The sequence below is a fragment of the Pelagibius sp. genome (genome assembly GCF_028289705.1).
In the GTDB taxonomy this organism is placed as follows: domain Bacteria; phylum Pseudomonadota; class Alphaproteobacteria; order Kiloniellales; family Kiloniellaceae; genus Pelagibius.
This window is the reverse complement of sequence record NZ_JANQOI010000096.1, coordinates 15,244-34,738: the sequence shown is the minus strand read 5'-3', so window position 1 is coordinate 34,738 and position 19,495 is coordinate 15,244. Positions and strand designations below refer to the sequence as shown.

The window sequence follows — 19,495 nt, the reverse complement described above, 5'->3', positions numbered from 1 at the left end:
CCTCCGCGGCGGCCGGTGCCGCCGCCGGTGCATCTGCGACTTCCGCAAGAGGCGCCGGGCTCTCAGTCGACGCTGCGCCAGCACCCGCCGCACCCGCCGTTTCGCTCGAATCCGCGCCGGGCTGCGGACCCTGCTCGCTTCTCGGCCAGAACGCGTAGCCCGCAAAACCGAGGGCGATCCCCACAACTACGACCGTCGCCATCCGCCAGAGCGAGCGGTCACCGCTGTGGCGCTCCCGGGCCTCCACCACCGAGGGACCGGCGATCGCCTTGCCGGGCTTGGCCGCCGCCTTGCGCCGCTGATTTGAGAGATCGATCAGCGATGGCCGCAATCCTGGCGTCTTCTTGGCGTCCTTGTCATCACCCTTGTGGTCGCCCTTAAGATCGCCGGCCGGACCGGCCGGGCGCACCTCAGCCGCTGCGTCACCGGAATCGCGCTGCGCCGGCCCATCGGCGTCCTTGTCCGCCGCCTGTGTCTCTGCCGTATCGCCGTCCTCTTCCTCAACCGCGGTCGCCGGACCATCGGAGGGTTCGGCCACGGTGCTCTCTGACACCTCTGCCGGCTTTTCAGCAGGCGCATCGGAGGAGGCCGGATGGACCTCGGAGACCAGGGTGCCGATGCCGGCTGCATTATCCACTGCGGGCATCTGAAGGGGCTCCGGGGACGCTTCCGCGGACGGCTCGGGGGACGGCTCGGGGGACGGCTCGGCGCCGGAGACGGCGTCCGCCGCGTCCTCTTTGGCCGCCGACTCCTCGACCGGGGACACTTCGGCCGTAGACTCTTCGACCGGGCGCTCCTCGGCCGGCGGGCCTTCGGGTCTCGGCTGCTCGGTTGCTGGCCCTTCGGCCACCAGTTCCGCTTCGACCACCTCGAGCGCCTGGGCCCAATCCACGGCGACGCCGGCTTGGCCGGTGTCGGGCACTGCTGTGGCGGCCTCTACAGGCATCGCGCCAAGGTCGTCGCCAACCTCCTCGAACTGCGTCTCGCCCGCAGCAGCCTCCTGCGCAGAAGCCGCGCCGTTGGTTGCGGCCGCGGGACTCACTTCAGGCGCAGGCTCCGGCTCGCCCAAGCCATTGACCTCGCCGGCCGCGGTCATCCTGAACGCCAGCGGACGATGCACCAGCAGGCTACCCGCGGGATCCAGCGCGCCTTCGTCGCCGCGCAATCCACGCCCGGCGGACCCACCGATTTCCGTCTCGCCCTGCGCGTTGTCGCCAGTTTCGTCCTTGGCGGTCTGCGCGTCGACGAAGGCGAGCAAGGGAAGGTCCTGCTCGATTTCCGGCAGGCTCGCCTTTTTGCGTTCGGAGGACTCGCTGCCACGCCCCTTGTTCCGCTGCGCAGGCATGGACGGCGCGGCGGCGCCGTCTTCCTTCAGCTCGGCAATGACGAGGCTTGCGGGGGACGCCGTCCCCTTGCGGGCGAACAGCTCATTGGTCAGAGAAGCCGCCTTGGCTTGGGTCATATTACGCTCTGCCCTCAACCTTGGCTTCGCCGGCGGGAGCGGAGTCTCTGAGCCCCGCCGGGACCATCGGCAAGCGCCGCGACCGCCGCGTGCCGGAGAGCCGCGTTTCCAGGTAGTCCCACAGCGCCACGATCTCCTTGGCGGAGCGCGATCCCCCGGGCAGTTCCATCACCGTGCGGCCGTCGATCATCGAGGCGGCGAAGTCGACGCGTTGGTGAATGATGGAAGGCGCAAGGGGCCCATGCTGCGACAGCAGAGAGACCGCCTCGCCGGTGATCTTGGCGCGGGCGGAGGCACCATTGACGACGAACACCAGCGGTTTGCCGAGGTGTTCCACCAGTTCCATCGTCGCCCCGATCGACCGCAGGTCGTGGGGGCTCGGCCGGGTCGGGATCACCACCAGATCGGCGACCCGTATGACCTCGGCGATGGTGCTGGTCAGCGCCGGCGGCGTGTCGATGACCAGCAGTTCCAGCCCGTGTGCCGCCAGTTCCTTGATGTCGGCGGCCAGGCGGGGCACTGCGGTCTGAATGAAAAAGGGATTGGGCGCGGCCCGCTCATTCCACCAGTCGGCCAGACTGCCCTGCGGGTCGACGTCGATCAGCCCGACAGGGCCGCTCCCGCTCAGTTCCGCCTGGACCGCGAGATGACCGGCAAGGGTTGTCTTGCCCGATCCACCCTTTTGCGACGCAACAACAACAACCTTCACACCTCGTGCTCCCCCGAAATCGGCATCAGGCAAACCGGGTTGGCGCATTGCGGCCCTGCGCCGCGCCAACTGCTTCGACCTCGTTTGGTGCGAAAGCCTAGGCGCCCGCACCTACCAGTGAAAGTTAATAATTGGTTAATCTATACTATATGTAGGGGTTCTTGGGAAGCCAGACATAAACGCCCCGGCAAGAAAGTCGACGGTCAAATCAATCGGAATCGAGCGACAATGGCAGCATGCGGCGGTTGCGGCCGGATCGGGCAAATGAGCGAAACGCGCGCGCCATCCCGTAGCCCACAAAGGCTGATCTACGACCGCGAAACCCGGTAAAGAGCTCGATCATAGACAAGATATAAGACAAAAATCAGAAAAATTTTATGTAAATTTGAATTTAATGAGTATAAATTGGATTATTATTTAAATCTTTACTTAAACACTGAAATCTAGTATGTAGGTTCGGCTGAATAGAGGCCCGGACTGTAGGAGGATTACATGCAGATCCAAACAGCCCCTGTGCCACTGGCCAACTCGGGTTCGACACAGGCGGCAGCGGCGCCGGAAGCGCCGCAGGCTGCCAAGGTCGAGTCGGCACGGCCTGTGGAAGCGGCGCATAAGGACCCGGCCCCGCGGTTTCCCTATCCGGATCCCAGTCGGGGACAGAAGATCAACATCGAAGCCTGATCTTCAACGCCTTTGCGCTGACACACACAGGGGGAGACCATGACGGTACCTAGGAGGCTCTGAGAGAGGCCGGTTTGGCCTTTCTCGGAGCTCCCGCCGTTAGCGGCGTCAGGGTCCGGGGCACGGCCGGACCACAAGAAGATCACTTGTGGATTTCAGCCCAATCTCCATATAGAGCTTGCTAAATTAAGCGAAATTGGAGTCGCCATAATCGAACGCCCCTCCCCGGCAGCGCCGGAGAGGCCCGCAAAACCGGGCGTTCAGCGGCCCCGCCGGGATTGACCACTGCGGATCGACAGATGTCGACAAAAACGAGGCCGGCAGCGTCTCTTCGCCGGAACATCAGCTTTCTTGGCCGCTGGCTGCGCAACCCAAAGGCAGTCGGTGCGGTCGTGCCCAGCGGCAAGAGCCTGGCCGCGGCCATGGTTGCGGAGGTGGACCGTGACGCCGAGGGGGCAATCATCGAACTGGGCGGCGGCACCGGCAACATCACGGCGGCACTACTGCACGCCGGCTTCCCCATTGACGACATCACCGTGATCGAGCGCGACCCGGCCTTTCACCGGGTCATTGCCCAGCGCTTTCCCGAGGTCCGCGTGTTGCAAGGCGATGCGGTCGACCTGCGCCGCCTGCTGCGCGACGCTGGGATCGGCAAGGTGAAGGCCGTCGTTTCAAGCCTTCCCCTGCTGTCGATACCGGACCGGATCTGCCTGCAGATCGTTGCCGAAGCGATGGCGGTGCTCGACGAAAACGGAGTCTTTATCCAGTTCACCTATGGGCCGGCGTCCCCGGTGTCCCGCTCCATCCTGACGCGCCTGGGCCTGCATGGGCGGCGCGCCAGCTGGGTGATGGACAACATTCCCCCGGCCGCGGTCTGGCGCTACAGGCCGCACCACGCCGCCGCCGGCATCGGCGGGCCGGAGGCCGAGGTGGTCGAAACGCTGCACAAGCGCAGCGCCTGACCCAAGAGACCACTGCAATTCGGTCAGTGCACCGGGGCGCCCGCTCCGGGGATGTGCATGGGCCGCCTCAGCGGCCGGCTCCGCGTTTCCTCCGCCCCCGGCGCCTGCTTTCGGTGCTCCGGATCATGTCCCGCAGCCGCGGCTGAATCTCCTCCCGCCACCGCCGGCCGTTGAAGACACCGTAGTGCCCGACACCGGGCTGCACATAGTGATGATGATCGGCGGCGGGTATCCGGGAGCAGAGATCGTGCGCCGCCTCGGTCTGCCCGAGGCCGCAGATGTCGTCGTGCTCGCCCTCGATGGTCATCAGCGCGGTGTCGCGAATCGCACGGCAGTCCAGCAGCGCCCCGCGATGCCGCAGGGTCCGGTCCGGCAGCGCGTGATCCTGGAAGACGGTCTTGATGGTCTGCAGGTAGAACTCCGCGGTCAGATCCATGACCGAACGGTATTCCCGGTAGAAGCGCTGGTGCTGCTCCACCGAGTCGCAATCGCCGGCGATCAGGTGGCGGAAGAGATCGGCATGGGCGTCCAGATGGCGTTCCAGGTTCATGGTCATGAAGCCGGTGAGCTGCAGGAAGCCCGGATAAACCCGCCGAAGCGCGCCGGGATGGGGAAAGGGTACCCGGGTGATGACCGAGTGGTCGAACCAGGCCAGCGGACGCGAGGCCGCCAGTTCGTTCACCGCGGTGGGATTGCGCCGTGTGTCGATGGGTCCGCCCATCAGGGTGATGGATGCCGGCCGTAGCGGGTCGCGCGCGGCGGCCATCAGGGCCGTGGCCGCAAGCACCGGAACCGAAGGCTGACAGACCGCGACCACGTGGGTATCCGGGCCGACAAAGCGGATGAACTCGACCACATAATCGATGAAGTCGTCGAGATCGAAGCGCCCATAGGCCAGGGGCATCAAGCGCGCGTCGCGCCAATCGGTCACGAAGACCTCATGCTCGGCGAGCATCGCCTTCACGGTGCCGCGCAGCAGGGTGGCATAGTGGCCTGAGAGCGGCGCGACGATCAGCACCTTCGGATCGCGCCGCCGGCCGGACCCGCCCAGGTCGCGCCGGAAATGCAGGAGGTTGCCGAAGAGTTTGCCGTAGACCACCTCGGGAGAGACCGGCACCCGCTTGCCGCCGATGACGGTCTCGTCGAGGTCCCACTCGGGTTTGCGGTAGCGCCGGGTGACGTTCTCGAAGACTTCGCAGGCCGCCGCGACCGCCTTGCCGACGGGCGTATAGGCGACGGGACTGAAGGCGCTGCGGCAAAGATAGTGCAGAGCATCCGATTGCATTCGCAGAGGCTGCACCGCTGCGTGGCTCAATTCATAAGCATGGTAAAGCAAGGTCTACTTGGCCCCCAGAGTTGCCGTGCCGCTCAGCGGCACTCCCTCCCCATTGTCGCTGTTGTCCTTGTCGTTGGCGGCCCCGCGCTAAGCGCAGGCCGCGGCTGCGCGATCACAATCGGCCGGATCGCGAGCGGGCGCAGCCTATCATCCCGCTTCGCGCCGCAAGAAGCGAAAAAACCGCTTGACGGGCGGGCCTTCCGAGGCCCTGCGCCTTGACGCATGTCAATGCAGGGCCCCGCGGGCTGCCTAGGCTGAAGGCAGCAAAAGGGGCCAACGCAGGCGGCCAACTCATGGGAGGCGAAGCCCATGCCCGGCATCATCGAATCGCTGCGCAACGATCATTCCAGACTGACCAAATTGCTCGACGCGCTAGAGCGGCAGCTTTCCAATTTCGAAGAGGGCAAGGTGCTCGACTTCGATATCATCGACGGCATCCTGCACTACTGCCTCAGCTATCCCGATCTTCACCACCATCCGATGGAGGACCTGATCTTCCAGGCCTTGCGGGCCCGCAACCCCGAGGTCCTGGAGGGCGTCGACGATCTGCGCCGGGAACATGAGGGCCTGGCCGAACTCACCCGGCGCTTCGCCGCGGCGATCCACACCGTCGAGCAGGACATCCCGGTCGAGCGCACGGCGATCCAGAAGGTCGCCAAGGAGTTTCTCAGCGCCTATCGCCGCCACATCATGATGGAAGAGAAGTACTTTTTTCCCGCGGCACAGCGGAACCTGAAAGCCGAGGACTGGAGCGCCATCGCCCAGAAGCTCAAACCCATGGAAGACCCGCTGTTCGAGCGGCGCGAAGACGAGCGTTTCTCGGCCCTCTATCGTGACATCCTCGCCTGGGACCGACACTCCGCCGCCTGAGTTCTCTGCCACTGGCAGTGTTCACGGGACTTCTGCTTACATCCGATAATTGCTACACTAACGGTTCTCGATCGATCGCGGGCGCATTCGGGCGCCTTGATCAGCGGCTAGAGCACTTTCCGACCATCTGGGGAGCTTCCTATGCCGATGGGAATCAGCAAACTCGGTCCAACGCATCTGCTTTTGAGCGGGCTCGTCGCCGTCCTGGCCTGCCTGCCCGGTCCCGACGCCTGGAGCGCCGACAAGACGATCACCATTGGAACCGGCAGCCGGGCCGGAGTCTATTTCCAGGTCGGGCGCGCCATCTGCCGGCTGGTCAACCGCAGCCAGGCAGAGCACGGGATCGCTTGCGACGCACCCCCCAGCGCCGGCTCCATCGCCAACCTGAAGGCGGTGCGCGAGGGCCGCCTGCAGCTCGCCGTCGCCCAGTCGGATTGGCAATACCATGCCGTTCACGGCACCAGCCGCTTCGCCGCGGCCAAAGCCGACCCGGATCTGCGCTCGGTCTTTTCCGTGCATGGCGAACCCTTCACCCTGGTGGTGCGCCGGGATGCGGCGATCAGCCACCTGCGCGACATCCAGGGCAAGCGCGTCAACATCGGCAATCCGGGATCGGGCCAGCGCGGCACCATGGAGGTGGTGATGCGCGCCATGGGCTGGGACAAGTCGTCCTTCAGTCTCGCCAACGAGTTGCCGGCCAGCCAGCAGTCCCTGGCGCTCTGTCACGATCAGGTCCAGGCGATGGTCTACACCGTCGGTCACCCCAACGACTCCGTCGCCCAGGCAGTCCGCCTCTGCGATGCGGTGATCGCCGAGGTTTCCGGCAACGAGATCGAAAAGCTGGTGCAGGACAAGCCCTACTACGCCTTCACCCTGGTGCCGGGCGGCCTCTATGCCGGCAATCCCAAGGATGTCAGGACCTTCGGTGTGAAGGCCACCCTCGTCACCTCGGCGAAAGTCGATGCCGACACCATCTATGCCATCACCAAGACGATCTTCGAAGATCTGGACAGCTTCCGGCGCATGCACCCGGCCTTCGCCAAGCTGCAGCCGGAGCGCATGGTGCGTGACGGGCTTTCCGCCCCCCTGCACGAGGGCGCGGCGCGCTACTTCAAGGAGCGTGGCTGGAACTGAGATCCGCCGGCCGGTTGACACCCGGCATCGGGCGCCCGCGCCATCTGGTCAAGTTGCCGGCGCGCTTTCCTGCCCGGCAGAGGTTTCGCAAGCCCGATCCAGCCCTTCGCCTGACGCTTCGCCTCGGCTAGACTGTGCGGGCCGTCCAGGCCGACTGCACAGAAAGGGTGAGCAAATGCGCAAGCTACTCCTGGCAATCATTCTCGCGGTGACCGGCGCCACCAGCGCCGCAGCAGAAGAGCTCCGCATCGGCATGTCGCAGTATCCCACCACCCTGCACCCCAACATGGAGGCCTCGGTCGCCAAGTCCTACGTGATGTCCATGACCCAGCGCCCGATGACGGTCTACGATCATGAGTGGCAGCTGATCTGCATGCTCTGCGTGGAACTGCCGTCGATCGAGGACGGCACCGCCGTGCCGGAACCCCTGCCCGAGGGCGTGGAAGGCGCTGGTGACGGGCGCGGTATCGCGCTCACCTACCGCTTGCAGCCTGAGGCCACCTGGGGCGACGGCACCCCGATCACCACCGCCGACGTGCTGTTCACCTGGAAGGTCGGCCGGCACGAGAAATCCGGGATCGGCAACCTGGAACTCTACCGCCGGATCCTCTCCATCGACGTCATCGACGACAAGAGCTTCGTCATGCACGTCGACCGCGTCTCCTTCGAGTATGCGGCGATCAACGACTTCAGGCTGCTGCCGGCCCACATCGAGGGGCCGATCTTCGAAGCCGCGCCGGACGACTACCGCAACCGCACCGCCTTCGACAGCGACCCGGCCAACCCGGGCCTCGCCTTCGGCCCTTACCGAGTCGTCGAGGCCATCCCTGGATCGCGCATCGTTTTGGAGCGCAACGAGACCTGGTGGGACAAGCGTCCGGCTTTCGACCGCATCGTCCTGCTGACCATCGAGAAGACCACGGCTCTGGAAGCCAATCTGCTTTCCGGCAACATCGACATGATCTCTGGTGAGCTCGGCCTCACCCTCGACCAGGCCCTGGCCTTCGAGAAACGACACGGCAACGACTACCAGGTGATCTATGAGCCCGGCCTGCTCTATGAGCACATCGACCTGATGCTGGAGAACCCGATCCTGCAGGACAAGCGCGTGCGCCAGGCCCTGGTCTACGCCATCGACCGCGAGGCGATCAGCCAGCGCCTCTTCGACGGCCGCCAGCCGGTCGCCCACTCCGGGGTGTCGCCGCTGGACTGGGTCTACGATCCGGAGATCAAGACCTACGCTTTCGATCCCGAGCAGGCCAAGGCTCTGCTGGACGATGCCGGCTGGAGCGACGTCCGCGACGGCATCCGCCACAACGCCGCCGGCGAGGCCCTGCGCCTGGAGTTCATGACAACCTCCGGCAACCGCATCCGCGAGCTGGTGCAGCAGGTCCTGCAGAGCCAGTGGCGCCAGGTGGGGATCGACATGCGCGTGCGCAACGAGCCGCCGCGGGTCTTCTTCGGCGAGACCGTGCACCACCGCCGCTTCACCGGCCTTGCCATGTTCGCCTGGGGCAAGGGGCCGGAACACGTTCCGCGCTCGACCCTGCATTCCGAAGAGATTCCCAGCGAGGCGAACGGCTGGTCGGGACAGAACTACACCGGCTTCCGCAATGCCGAGATGGACGCGCTGATCGAGGCCATCAACATCGAACTCGACCGCCCGACGCGCAAGGACATGTGGGCGCGGGTGCAGGCGATCTATGCCGAGGAGGTGCCGGTCATCTCGCTCTATTGGCGCGCCAACGCCTATGTGCTGCCGAAGTGGCTGCAGGGCGTGCGGCCCACCGGGCAGATGGCCTCCTCCTCGCTCTGGGTCGAGGACTGGACCATAGAGGGGCGCTAGCGGATTGTTGAAGAACCTTTGCGCGGAGCACACCACCCTTCGAGACGGCCCTTCGGGCCTCCTCAGGGTGAGGCAAAGTGCCGGACTGATTGACCTCATGCTGAGGAGCGCAGCGTCTCGAAGCGCGAGGTCAATCAGTCGACTGGCTTTTTCAACAGCCTACTAGGCGAGACGCGCGCGCGATGCTCGCCTATCTGGCCCGCCGGCTGGCGGAGTCCTTCCTGGTCCTGGCGATCATGTCGTTCGTCATCTTCGCCCTGCTGGGCCTGATGCCGGGCGATCCCATCGACGTGATGATCTTTTCCGATCCGGAGATGACCCCGGAGGACGCGGCGCGTCTGCGCGCGCTCTACGGCCTCGACCGGCCCATCGCCGAACGCTACCTGACCTGGCTCGGCTCGGCGCTGCAGGGCGACTTCGGCTATTCGCGTCTCTACAATCGGCCGACCCTCGACATCCTTCTGCCGCGCCTCGGCAACACCGTGGTGCTGATGGGTCTCAGCCTCTTCCTGGCCCTGATCATCGCGCTGCCCGCAGGGATCTACGCGGCGACCCGCCCGCAGAGCCTGACCGACCACGGCATCAACCTGATCGCCTTTGCCGGGATCTCGATCCCGCCGTTCTGGCTGGCGATCCTGCTGATCATCCTCTTTGCCGTGGTCCTCGGCTGGTTGCCGGCCGGCGGCATGGGCGACGGGCAGAGCTTCTGGTCCGACCTGCGCTTCCTGGTGCTGCCGGTCCTGGCCCTGACCATCGCCACCGTCGGCGGCGTGATCCGTTTCATGCGCGCCGCCGCCATCGAGGCCCTGCGTCAGGACTTCGTGCGCACCGCCAGGGCCAAGGGGCTCAGCGGCCGCCAGATCGTCATCGGCCATGTCCTGCGCAACGCCATGATCCCGGTCGCCACCATTCTCGCCCTGCAAATGGGCAACCTCTTCTCCGGCGCCCTGATCACCGAGACCATCTTCGCCTATCTGGGCATGGGCAAGACGATCTACGATTCCGTGGTCGGCAACGACTACAACGTCGCCCTGGTCGGGCTGCTGCTGGCCACGCTGACGACCCTGCTGGCCAATCTCTTGGCGGACCTCGCCTACACCTGGCTGGACCCCAGGATCTCCTATCAATGACCATCAGCCCGCACCCGGAAACGCCAAACGAAGGCCGGCCGCTGCTGGCCGCCGAGGCGGCGCTGGCCGGCGGCGCCGCCCTTTCGGTGCGCCAGATCTTCTGGCGGCGCTTCCTCGCCCATCGCCTGGCCGTCGCCAGCCTCGCCTTCCTCGTGCTGCTGTCGCTGGCCTCGGCCGCCGCGCCGCTGGTCGAAGCGCTGCTCGGCGTCGATGGCAATCTGGTGGATCTCTTCAATGCCAAGCAGCCACCCTCGGCGCAGCACCCGCTGGGCACCGACGAGTTGGGGCGGGACACCCTGGTGCGCCTGCTCTACGGCGGCCAGGTCTCGCTCATCGTCGGCCTCGCCGCGGCCCTCGGCTCCGCCGTCATCGGCAGCTTCCTGGGGATCATGGCGGGCTACTACGGCGGCCGGCTGGACGCCCTCCTGATGCGCTTCACCGACGGCGTCATCGCCCTGCCGATCCTGCCGCTGCTGATCATCCTGGCGGCGGTCGACCTCAGGAAACTGGGCCTGCCGGAGGATCTTGTCGCCTCCGAGAGTATCTCCATCTACCGCATCGTCGTGCTGATCGTGCTGGTCGGCTGGACCACCGTGGCCCGCCTGGTGCGCGGCGCCACCCTCTCGATGAAAACCCGGGAGTTCGTGCGCGCCGCCGAGGCCATGGGCGCGCCGGCGCGCCGCATCATGCTGGTTCACATCCTGCCCAACGTGGTCTCGCCCATCATCGTCGCCACGACCCTCTCGGTCGGCGGGATCATCCTTCTGGAATCGGTTCTCAGCTTCCTGGGCCTGGGCATTCAGCCGCCCCTACCCTCCTGGGGCAACATGCTGACCAACGCCCAGGAACTGATCTGGGAGGCACCGGTCCTGGCGATCTATCCGGGGCTGCTGATCTTCCTCACCGTCATCGCCTTCAACTTCCTGGGCGACGGCCTGCAGGACGCCCTCGATCCCCGCGCCATTCAGGAAGACTGAGCAGGGCGCAGCCGGTCGCGGAGCCGGCGGTGAAGGGTGCCGACCCGGCCCGCTTCACTCCGCCGCGTCGGCGGAAGCCGGCAGGTCCGTCGATTTGGCGCGCTTGGACGGCGGCGCTTTAACGCGATCGCGCGGGAAGGTGAGGGTCACCTTGGTGCCCTGCCCGACCTTGCTTTCGATGTCGACCTTGGCCTGGTGCAGCTTGGCCAGGCCGTCGACCAGCGAAAGCCCCAGACCGACGCCGGAGTTGTTGCTGGTCAGGGTGGAGCGCACCTGGGCGAAAGGCTCGGTGATGCGTTCGAGGTCCGCCTGCGCGATGCCGATACCGTTGTCGGCCACCTCCAGCTTCATGGCGCCGGTTGCACGCTCGACCCGCGCGCTGCAGGTGATCTTGCCCTCGCCACCGGTGAACTTGATGGCATTGCCGATCAGGTTGATCAGGATCTGGCTGATCGCCCCCTCGTCGGCGTGGAGCCGCGGCAGGGTCCTCGCCACCCGGGATTCCAGCTTCACGTTGTGCAGCTTCGCGCCCTCTTCGAAGAGCTTGAAGACCGACTTGTGGCAGGACGCCAGGTCCACCAGGCTTTCCCGGAGCTCAAGATGGCCGGACTCGATCTTGGAGAGGTCGAGGATGTGGTTGATCATGCGCAAGAGGTGGTCGGCGGCATTGCCGATATCGCGCCCGTACTCGGCGTACTTCGGATGGCGGTGCTTGCCGTAGGTTTCGGCACCGATCATGTTGGAAAAGCCGATGATGGCGTTGAGCGGTGTGCGCAGCTCGTGGCTCATGTTGGCCAGGAAGCTCGACTTGGCCCGGCTGGCTTCTTCCGCCAGCCGCCGCGCCGCGGCCATGGACTCTTCCAGCAAGACCTCGCTGGTGATGTCGAAATGCATGACTAGGGCACCCAGTTGGTCGTTGTGCGGCAGGCCGGAGCGCATGACGCACTTGAACCAGCGCTCCTCTGTCGGGGAGTGACAGGTGTAGCGCACCTCGGCGCTCTTGATCCGGCCGCCGAGCACATCCTTCAGCTTGGCCGTGACCTCGCCGCCCTCGTCCGGCGGCTCGTGATCGCCTTCGCCGCAGATCGCCAGGTAATTGCGGCCGACACTGAAGCCCTGGTCCTGCGCGTCGTTGTCGCGGCCGAACTCGCGCCAGGCCTCGTTGACGGAGATTATTATTCCGTTGCGGTCGAGGACCGCGATCTGCGCGGGCGTGCTGTCCAGAATGCCGCTGCGCAGCGCCACCTCTTCGGCCAGTTCGCTGCGGCTGCGGCGCAGTTTCACGTTGGCCCTGGCGAGCCTGGAAACGTCGTTCAGGGTCAGCACAGCGCCGATGATGTGCTGTTGCGCGTCGAGGCAGGGATGGACCTGTAGCTCGTAGTACCTGTCGTTGCGCGGCGAACGGACCGGCTTGCTGCGCGGCTCGCCGGTCACGATCACTTCTTGCACGATGGGGCGCAGGTCCGGCATCCGGTAGCGCGCCTTCACCGCGACCAGAGGTTCGCCGATGCTGCTATCGTCGATCTTGAAGATCTTGGTGGCGGCAACATTGAAGCGCTGAATGCGCAGGCTGTTGTCGGTGACGATCACCGCGTTGGAGATGCTCTCCAGGATCGAGGCCTGGAAGGAGTTGGCCTCGTTGAGGGCATCGGACTTGACGACGATCTCTTCATTGACCGTCGTCAGTTCCTCGTTGGTCGACTGCAGCTCCTCGTTGGAGGTTTCCAGTTCCTCGTTGGTCGACTGCAGCTCTTCGTTGGAGGACTGCAGCTCCTCGTTCAGGGACTGGAGTTCCTCATTGGAGGTCTCCAACTCGCTGACCATGGTATGGAGATGCTCGCGCATGGCCAGGAGCTCGTGCTCCAGTTCCTTCACCTGGCCGCCGCGGCCCGTCTCCTCGATCTCCTCTTCGTCTTCCTGCTCTTCGAGCAGCGCGCGCACGGTCATGAAGGCAATGAGGTCGAGGTCCTCTTCGGTCTCGTCGTCGCGGTAGGGATGGACGACGATCCGGTACTGCCACTTGTCGCCATGGAACTCCGCGGTGTGGGCGCGGCTGCGCACCACCACGTGTTCGCGCCGGCTGCGCAGCAGAAGGGCGCGCAACTCGGCCCTCAGTTCCTCGTCCACCAGGCTGAAGACGTCGAACTGCGAGGCTCCCGTCGGTACCTGCAGATAGGGCTTGATGTCGCCGGCGATATGGACCGGCCGGTCGCTTGAATCGACGATCACGGTCGGCGGGCCAAAGCGCTTGGCGATGGCTTCGTTGGCCCTGGCTTCGCGCGAGCGCGGCCGCTTTGCCGCCTCCCGCGACTGGCGGACCACAGGGCCCTTGAGCGGGGTGAAGGGGCTCGGCCGGAAGGGCGAGTCGACCTTGCTCGAAGCGCGGAAAATCTTGCAGCGGCGGTCGACCAGCTCGAAGAGGTCGCCGAGATCGCCGATCGTTTCGGACTTTCCGAGCAGCAGCGTGCAGCCGCGGTTCAGGGCATAGTGGAAGCGCTCGAGGATCCGGCGCTGCAGATCCGGCACGAAATAGATGAACAGATTGCGGCAGCTGATCAGGTCCAGCTTGGAGAAGGGCGGGTCCTGAACGATGTTGTGCCGGCTGAAGACGATCATGTCCCGAATCTCGTGCTTCACCGAGAACTCGGAGGCCATGGGCGTGAAGTAGCGCCGCAGGACGGTCGGCTTCATCTGCTCGGCAATGGCCGCGGGGTAGATGCCCCGCCGTGCGATTGCCAGCGCGTCACCATCCAGATCGCTGGCGAAGATCTGAACCTTCACACGCTTCTTGAGCTTGCGGGTCGCCTCGGCGAAGAGAATGGCGATCGTATAGGCTTCCTCGCCGGAAGCGCAGCCCGGCACCCAGACCCGGATGGACTCCCGGCCTTCCTTTGCCCGCATCAGCTTTTCGATGGACTCCTGCAGGGACTCCCAGACCAGGGGATCGCGGAAGAACGACGTCACCCCGATGAGCAGCTCGCGCACCAGGCGCTCGACCTCGGCCGGATCGTTGGTCAACTGCCTCAGATAGGCTTCCAGGTCCGGCAGATGAAGCAGGCTCATGCGCCGGGAGATCCGCCGCAGGATGGTCGAGGAGCGGTAGTTGGTGAAATCGATGTTGCAGTGGGTGCGGATGACGGCGCAGATGTCGAGATAGGTGCTGCTGGAGCCGACCTTCTCCGGCTCGCTCATCACCTTGCGGGCACCGCTGTCCAGCAGGTCCGGGATACGCTTGGCGATCTCCGCAGGCGGCGCGATGATGTCGACGCAGCCGGTGCCGATGGCCGTATTGGGCATGCCGTTGTATTTGGCGGTATCGTCCTGGGCGAAGGTGATCCCGCCGGCGGCCTTGATCGCCTGAATGCCGCGCGCCCCATCGGAGCCGGTGCCCGAGAAGATGATCCCGATCGCCTGCTCCTCGCACTCCAGCGCCAGGGACGCGAAGAACAGGTCGACAGAGGGCTGCGGCCCGGTCTTGAACTTGGGCGTCCGCACCGTCAGGAAACCGTTCTGAAGCTCGACATGGCGGTTGGGCGGCGTGATGTAGACGACGTCGGCGCGCGGGCGCTGGTTGCGGGAAATCTCCTTGACCTCCAGGCGCGTCTCCCGCGCCAGGAGTTCCATCAGCATGCTGCGGTGCTTCGGGGAGAGGTGCTGGGCGATGACGTAGCAGGTGCTACCGCCGGGCTCCAGATTGCCGACGAACTCCCGGAGAGCTTCCAGGCCGCCTGCCGAAGCCCCGATTCCGACAATCGTGGTGTTCAAGATCGACTTCTTGCTTCTGGCGATTGCAACCCCCAGCGGGCGTCAACCCGTCTCACGCCGCTCTGCATACATTTGCAATCTCTAATAAACATATCGTGCATGCTATATCCGGGAATCGACTATAGCAATTCTTAGTAGGATTCGTTAACGCCCCATTAATGACCAGGAGAAAACTAAGCCCATTTTACCTTGTTTCCGGCGGCGTTGGATAATCGAAGAACCGGATGGCGTTAATTGGTTGTGACTATCTTCCCGGGTTAGGCGAGTGATCGACCGCACTCAACGGCAGTCGTGGCAGCGCAACGGTATTACAGCCTTTGGTAGTTGCTTCAACGGGCTTTTGCGGTGCCTCGGGGCGCCGCCGCGGCGCTCAGGCGGACGCCAGCGGCGAAGCGACCGGCACCGCCGGCGCGTGAAACCCGAGGGTGATCGTGGCCGCAAGACCGACGCCCCCCGCCCCTTCGAGATCCACCGTGCTCACGCTCCGGAACCGGGGCGCGGCCCCTGTGAGGCGCAGGTGCTTGATTGTCAGGGTCCCGGCTGTCATCGCCGGTCCGTCGAGGGGCAGTGCCGCCCGGCGGAACCCCGCCAGCCAGATGCCCTGGATGTCCGGAATGGCGGCCTGGTGGACGGTCTCGGCGGTGCGCACCATCAGCGTCAGCAGATCTTCGAAGCTGGCCAAACCGGCAAAGGCGAAGCTGCCGCAAAGCGGCCTGGAGGCCGCCCCGAAAGCCTCATAGGCAATGGCATCGCGTGATTCGCGGCAGTCGGCGGGCTCGGCCAATTCGGCGAAGCGCAGCCGCGTAACCGCGCGGTCATCGCCTGCCCCGAGAGCGAAGTCCGCCGCGCCGATAAGGCTCAGGCCCTCCGGCGGCGGCGCCTCGTCACGCAGGCAGAGCACCCGGTTTGCTGTCGTCCGCTCAAAGCGCGCGCCGGTCAGAACTGCCCCGGCGCCAAGCCGCGGGCGCAGGAACTCGGCGGCCCGGGCGATCACCTGCGAGCCTCTGATGTGGTTGTCTTCACGCTGTAGAAACACGTCGATCCGCTGAATAGTCGAGGCGCCGGAACTGCGCAGCGGCGATGTCGGGCGCTCCGCCATAAGCCGGTCATCCTTTCGTCGATCCGCCGAGAGTCGTCGCGACGGGCGAAAGCAGCCGGCCCACAAAGGCACCGAAAGCCACCGCTGGCACCGGCGTCAACGCCAAGTGGGACTCCGGGTCCGCAAGGGACCCTCAGCCCTTATACACAGAGCAAAGATTGCAATGATGTGACCGTTGTGGGGCAGGCGAGCGCTTGAGACCCGGCGGCCGGCTCTTACCCCGCTTTCGGCAGGGTCGATTCCACCAGGGTCGCCCAGTAGCTGGCGCCGACGACTGAGATCTCGTCGTTGAAGTCGTAGTGGGGATTGTGGACGGCACAGCCCCCGGGGCCGCCGTCGACGCCGTTGCCCAGCCAGATGTAGCAGCCGGGCCGGGCCTCCAGCATGTAGGCGAAGTCTTCCGAACCCATCAGCGGCTCGGCGCCGACCTCCACGTTCTCCTCGCCCACCACCTTGGCCGCCGCCGCCGCGGCGATATCGGTTTCGGATTCGGTGTTGACCAGGGAGGGGTAGCGCCGCTCGTAGCGCAGGGTCATGGTAGCCCCCTGGGATTCGCAGATGGCGCGGGCGATGCGCTCCAGGTCGGTTTCGATCTGGTCCTGGGTCTCTTTCTTGAAGGAGCGCACGGTGCCGCGGATCACCGCGGTCTCGGGGATCACGTTCCAGGTGTCGCCGGCGTGGAACTGGGTGACCGTCAGCACCACGGAATCGATGGGCTCGGTGCGGCGGCTGGCGATGGTCTGCAGGGCGGTGACGATCTGCGCGCCGGTCACCACCGGGTCGATGCCCAGATGGGGCATGGCGGCATGGGCGCCCTTGCCGGTGATGACGATCTCGAAGATGTCGAAGGCGGCCATGGCCGGCCCGGCGCGCAGGGCGACGCTGCCCACCGCGCGGCCCGGCATGTTGTGCAGGCCGTAGACCGCCTCCACCGGGAAGAGATCGAACAGCCCCTCCTCCACCATGACCCGGCCGCCGCCTTCGTTCTCCTCGGCGGGCTGGAAGATGAAGGCGACCCGGCCGTCGAAGTTGCGGGTTTCCGCCAGGTACTTGGCGGCGCCCAGCAGCATGGTGGTGTGCCCGTCGTGGCCGCAGGCGTGCATCTTGCCGTCGTGGCGGGAGCGGTGGTCGAAGTCGTTGAGTTCCTGGATATGCAGCGCGTCCATATCCGCGCGCAGGCCGATGGCCCGCCCGCTGCTGTTGCCTTGCCCCTCCAGCAGCCCGACCACGCCGGTGGTGGCGAGGCCGCGGTGCACCTCGATGCCGAACTCGGCCAGCTTCTCGGCGACGAAGTCGGAGGTCCGCTGCTCTTCGAAGGCAACCTCCGGATGGGCATGGATGTCGCGGCGCCAGCCCTTCATCTCCTCGTGGAACTCGGCAATACGGTTGATCACGGCCATGGACGGCATCTCCTCTCGATGGGCGCGGCCTAAAGCGGCTTCTGTGCAGGCACGCGGCGCGGCGCGCTGTCGGGCAGACGGTTTTCCTCCACCGCGTGGCAGGCGACTTCGCCCGCCACGGTGGCCAGTGCCTGCGGCGCCTCGCTGCGGCAGCGCTCGTTGGCGAAGGGGCAGCGGGGATGGAAGTGGCAGCCGCTCGGCGGAGAGATCGGGCTCGGCACCTCCCCCGCCACCGGGATGCGATGGCGCCCGGTCATCTCCAAATCGGGAATGGCATCCAGCAGCATCCGGGTATAGGGGTGCTGCGGACGGCGGAACAGCGCCCGGGCCTGCCCCCATTCCACCAGGCGGCCCAGATACATGACACCGACCATGTCGGAGATGTGATAGACCACCGCCAGATCGTGGCTGATGAAGAGGTAGGTAAGGCCGAGGTCGCGCTGCAGCCGCTTCATCAGGTTGAGGATCTGCGCCTGCACCGAGACGTCGAGGGCCGAGGTCGGCTCGTCACAGATCAGGAACTCCGGATTGCTGGCCAGTGCCCGGGCGATGGAGATGCGCTGGCGCTGGCCGCCGGAAAACTCGTGAGGGAACTTCTCGCCGTCGGCCGGCGCGAGGCCTACCTGCGTCAGCAGCTCGCCGACCCGCTCGGCGATCTGCCGCTTGTCGCTCATCAGCCCGTGGGCGCGGATCGGCTCGGCGATGATCTCCGCCACCCGCCAGCGCGGGTTGAGGCTGGCGTAGGGGTCCTGGAAGATCATCTGCAGGCGCTTGCGGACGGGGGCGATCTCGGCGCGGGTCTTGAGGCTCGCCATGTCGACGCCGTCGATGCGAATCGTCCCGCGGGTCGGGTGGTAGAGCCCCACCACCAGCCGCGCGACTGTCGACTTGCCGCAGCCGGACTCCCCCACCAGGCTGAAGGTCTTGCCGCGCGGGATCCTGAAGGAGACGCCATCGACGGCTTTCAGGAAGACGCGCTTCTCGCCCTGCAGGACCCGGTTGAGCAGCGGCGGCGAGACGTCGAAGATCTTAGCCAGATCGTCGACCGCCACCAGGGTTTGCGCCTCTCCCGGCGCTGCCGCCCGTGCTTCAGCCATGGGTGCCGCTTCCCCGGGCCGGGCGCGCCTGCTCTTCGTCGTAGAGCCAGCAGGCCGCCTGGGTGGCGCCCACCGGCTGCAGCTCCGGGCGCTCCCGGCGGCAGCGCTCGAAGGCGCGCGGACAGCGCGGGTTGAAGGCGCAGCCGGCGGGGATGGCGTTGAGCCGCGGCATGGCGCCGTCGATCTGGGTCAGGGCCTCGACGTCGTGGCCGACCAGGGGGATCGAGCCCATCAGCCCGGCGGTATAGGGATGCTGCGCGCGCAGCACGACATCGGCCACCGGTCCCACCTCCACGATGCGCCCGGCATACATGACCGCGACCCGGTCGGCGGTTTCGGCGATCACCCCCATGTCGTGGGTCACCAGCATCACCGCCGCGCCGTGCTCGCGGCAAAGCTTCTTCAGAACGGCGATGATCTGGGCCTGGATCGACACGTCCAGCGCCGTGGTCGGCTCATCGGCGATGATCAGGCGCGGGTTGATGCAGAGCGCCAGCGCAATCACCACCCGCTGACGCATGCCGCCGGAGAACTGATGCGGATACTGGTCGATCCGTTCGGCGGCGGCGGGTATGCCGACCTCCTGCAACAGCTCGATGGCCCGGGCGCGCGCCGCCTTCTCGCCGAGGTCGGTATGGGTCAGGATCGTCTCGGTCAACTGCCGGCCGACGGTGTAGAGCGGGTTCAGGGAGGTCAGCGGGTCCTGAAAGACCATGCCGATCTCCCGCCCGCGGATGCGCCGCATTTGTTCGTAGGACAGATTGTCGATGCGCCGGCCGGCCAGATGGATTTGGCCGCCGGCGATGTGGCAGGGCGGCTCCAGCAGGCCGATGATGGCGGAACCGGTGAGCGACTTGCCGGCCCCGGACTCGCCGACCACGCCCAGAACCTCGCCCTCGTTGATGTGGAAGGAAACGTCGTCCACCGCCAGCAGGGTGCCGCGGCGGTTCGGGATCTCGATGCGCAGTCGGTCCACCTGCAGGAGCGGCTGGTTGCCGGGGAGCCGGTCTTGCACTGCGCCGCTCAT

At 65.9% G+C, this 19,495-nt stretch carries 14 protein-coding genes and 1 pseudogene; 7 read left to right on the top strand and 8 right to left on the bottom strand.

Annotation, left to right across the window (positions count from 1 at the left end):
* Positions 1-1,462 (bottom strand): annotated as a pseudogene (locus tag Q0996_RS12985) (hypothetical protein); the annotation flags it as partial.
* A 1-nt stretch (position 1,463) separates the two neighbouring features.
* Positions 1,464-2,171 (bottom strand): AAA family ATPase, encoded by a 708-nt coding sequence (locus Q0996_RS12980; protein WP_299620149.1) that lies wholly within the window; start codon positions 2,169-2,171, stop codon positions 1,464-1,466.
* Between the two features lie 492 nt (positions 2,172-2,663).
* On the opposite strand from Q0996_RS12980, the gene Q0996_RS12975 reads away from it, so the two are divergent.
* Positions 2,664-2,852: a hypothetical protein gene (locus Q0996_RS12975; RefSeq protein WP_299620146.1), complete on the top strand. Its 189-nt coding sequence runs from the start codon at positions 2,664-2,666 to the stop codon at positions 2,850-2,852.
* A 299-nt stretch (positions 2,853-3,151) separates the two neighbouring features.
* Complete coding sequence (locus Q0996_RS12970) at positions 3,152-3,814, top strand: class I SAM-dependent methyltransferase (protein WP_299620143.1); 663 nt, start codon at positions 3,152-3,154, stop codon at positions 3,812-3,814.
* 67 nt (positions 3,815-3,881) lie between these two features.
* Here Q0996_RS12970 and Q0996_RS12965 read toward each other — a convergent pair whose 3' ends face one another.
* Positions 3,882-5,150, bottom strand: a complete 1,269-nt coding sequence (locus Q0996_RS12965; RefSeq protein ID WP_299620140.1) for a polyhydroxyalkanoate depolymerase — start codon at positions 5,148-5,150, stop codon at positions 3,882-3,884.
* A gap of 309 nt (positions 5,151-5,459) precedes the next feature.
* Here Q0996_RS12965 and Q0996_RS12960 point away from each other — a divergent pair, with 309 nt between their 5' ends.
* The 5 genes from Q0996_RS12960 (at position 5,460) to Q0996_RS12940 (ending at position 11,107) form a co-directional block, all read left to right on the top strand.
* On the top strand, positions 5,460-6,020 hold the full coding sequence (locus Q0996_RS12960) for a hemerythrin domain-containing protein (protein ID WP_299620137.1): 561 nt from the start codon (positions 5,460-5,462) through the stop codon (positions 6,018-6,020).
* 147 nt (positions 6,021-6,167) lie between these two features.
* Positions 6,168-7,154, top strand: coding sequence for a TAXI family TRAP transporter solute-binding subunit (locus tag Q0996_RS12955; protein ID WP_299620134.1), 987 nt, complete (start codon positions 6,168-6,170; stop codon positions 7,152-7,154).
* A gap of 175 nt (positions 7,155-7,329) precedes the next feature.
* Positions 7,330-9,000, top strand: coding sequence for a peptide ABC transporter substrate-binding protein (locus tag Q0996_RS12950; RefSeq protein ID WP_299620131.1), 1,671 nt, complete (start codon positions 7,330-7,332; stop codon positions 8,998-9,000).
* A 182-nt stretch (positions 9,001-9,182) separates the two neighbouring features.
* Positions 9,183-10,130, top strand: a complete 948-nt coding sequence (locus tag Q0996_RS12945) for an ABC transporter permease (protein ID WP_299620128.1) — start codon at positions 9,183-9,185, stop codon at positions 10,128-10,130.
* Positions 10,127-11,107 (top strand): ABC transporter permease, encoded by a 981-nt coding sequence (locus Q0996_RS12940; protein WP_299620125.1) that lies wholly within the window; start codon positions 10,127-10,129, stop codon positions 11,105-11,107. The genes Q0996_RS12945 and Q0996_RS12940 overlap by 4 nt, the downstream gene beginning before the upstream one ends.
* 54 nt (positions 11,108-11,161) lie before the next feature.
* Here the strand turns inward: Q0996_RS12940 and Q0996_RS12935 are convergent, their stop codons facing one another.
* The 5 genes from Q0996_RS12935 to Q0996_RS12915 form a co-directional block, all read right to left on the bottom strand.
* Entirely contained in the window at positions 11,162-14,872 is a 3,711-nt protein-coding gene (locus tag Q0996_RS12935) for a chemotaxis protein CheB (protein WP_299620122.1), read from the bottom strand.
* A gap of 370 nt (positions 14,873-15,242) precedes the next feature.
* Positions 15,243-15,971, bottom strand: a complete 729-nt coding sequence (locus tag Q0996_RS12930; protein WP_299620119.1) for a hypothetical protein — start codon at positions 15,969-15,971, stop codon at positions 15,243-15,245.
* Between the two features lie 215 nt (positions 15,972-16,186).
* Positions 16,187-17,371 carry a M20 aminoacylase family protein gene (locus Q0996_RS12925; RefSeq protein ID WP_299620116.1) on the bottom strand — a complete coding sequence of 395 codons (1,185 nt, stop codon included), beginning with the start codon at positions 17,369-17,371 and terminating at the stop codon, positions 16,187-16,189.
* A gap of 29 nt (positions 17,372-17,400) precedes the next feature.
* The gene (locus tag Q0996_RS12920) at positions 17,401-18,468 is read right to left on the bottom strand and encodes an oligopeptide/dipeptide ABC transporter ATP-binding protein (protein ID WP_322096705.1); all 1,068 of its coding nucleotides are present in this window, start codon (positions 18,466-18,468) and stop codon (positions 17,401-17,403) included.
* The gene (locus Q0996_RS12915; RefSeq protein WP_299620113.1) at positions 18,461-19,483 is read right to left on the bottom strand and encodes an ABC transporter ATP-binding protein; all 1,023 of its coding nucleotides are present in this window, start codon (positions 19,481-19,483) and stop codon (positions 18,461-18,463) included. The genes Q0996_RS12920 and Q0996_RS12915 overlap by 8 nt, the downstream gene beginning before the upstream one ends.
* Positions 19,484-19,495 lie beyond the last annotated feature (12 nt).

Excerpts from the sequence above, each read along its gene's own strand:
- Q0996_RS12970 (WP_299620143.1), top strand. The coding sequence starts at position 3,152 with ATGTCGACAAAAACGAGGCCGGCAGCGTCTCTTCGCCGGAACATCAGC.
- Q0996_RS12955 (WP_299620134.1), top strand. The coding sequence starts at position 6,168 with ATGGGAATCAGCAAACTCGGTCCAACGCATCTGCTTTTGAGCGGGCTC.
- Q0996_RS12940 (WP_299620125.1), top strand. The coding sequence starts at position 10,127 with ATGACCATCAGCCCGCACCCGGAAACGCCAAACGAAGGCCGGCCGCTG.
- Q0996_RS12960 (WP_299620137.1), top strand. The coding sequence starts at position 5,460 with ATGCCCGGCATCATCGAATCGCTGCGCAACGATCATTCCAGACTGACC.
- Q0996_RS12920 (WP_322096705.1), bottom strand. The coding sequence starts at position 18,468 with ATGGCTGAAGCACGGGCGGCAGCGCCGGGAGAGGCGCAAACCCTGGTG.
- Q0996_RS12975 (WP_299620146.1), top strand. The coding sequence starts at position 2,664 with ATGCAGATCCAAACAGCCCCTGTGCCACTGGCCAACTCGGGTTCGACA.
- Q0996_RS12925 (WP_299620116.1), bottom strand. The coding sequence starts at position 17,371 with ATGGCCGTGATCAACCGTATTGCCGAGTTCCACGAGGAGATGAAGGGC.
- Q0996_RS12930 (WP_299620119.1), bottom strand. The coding sequence starts at position 15,971 with ATGGCGGAGCGCCCGACATCGCCGCTGCGCAGTTCCGGCGCCTCGACT.
- Q0996_RS12950 (WP_299620131.1), top strand. The coding sequence starts at position 7,330 with ATGCGCAAGCTACTCCTGGCAATCATTCTCGCGGTGACCGGCGCCACC.
- Q0996_RS12945 (WP_299620128.1), top strand. The coding sequence starts at position 9,183 with ATGCTCGCCTATCTGGCCCGCCGGCTGGCGGAGTCCTTCCTGGTCCTG.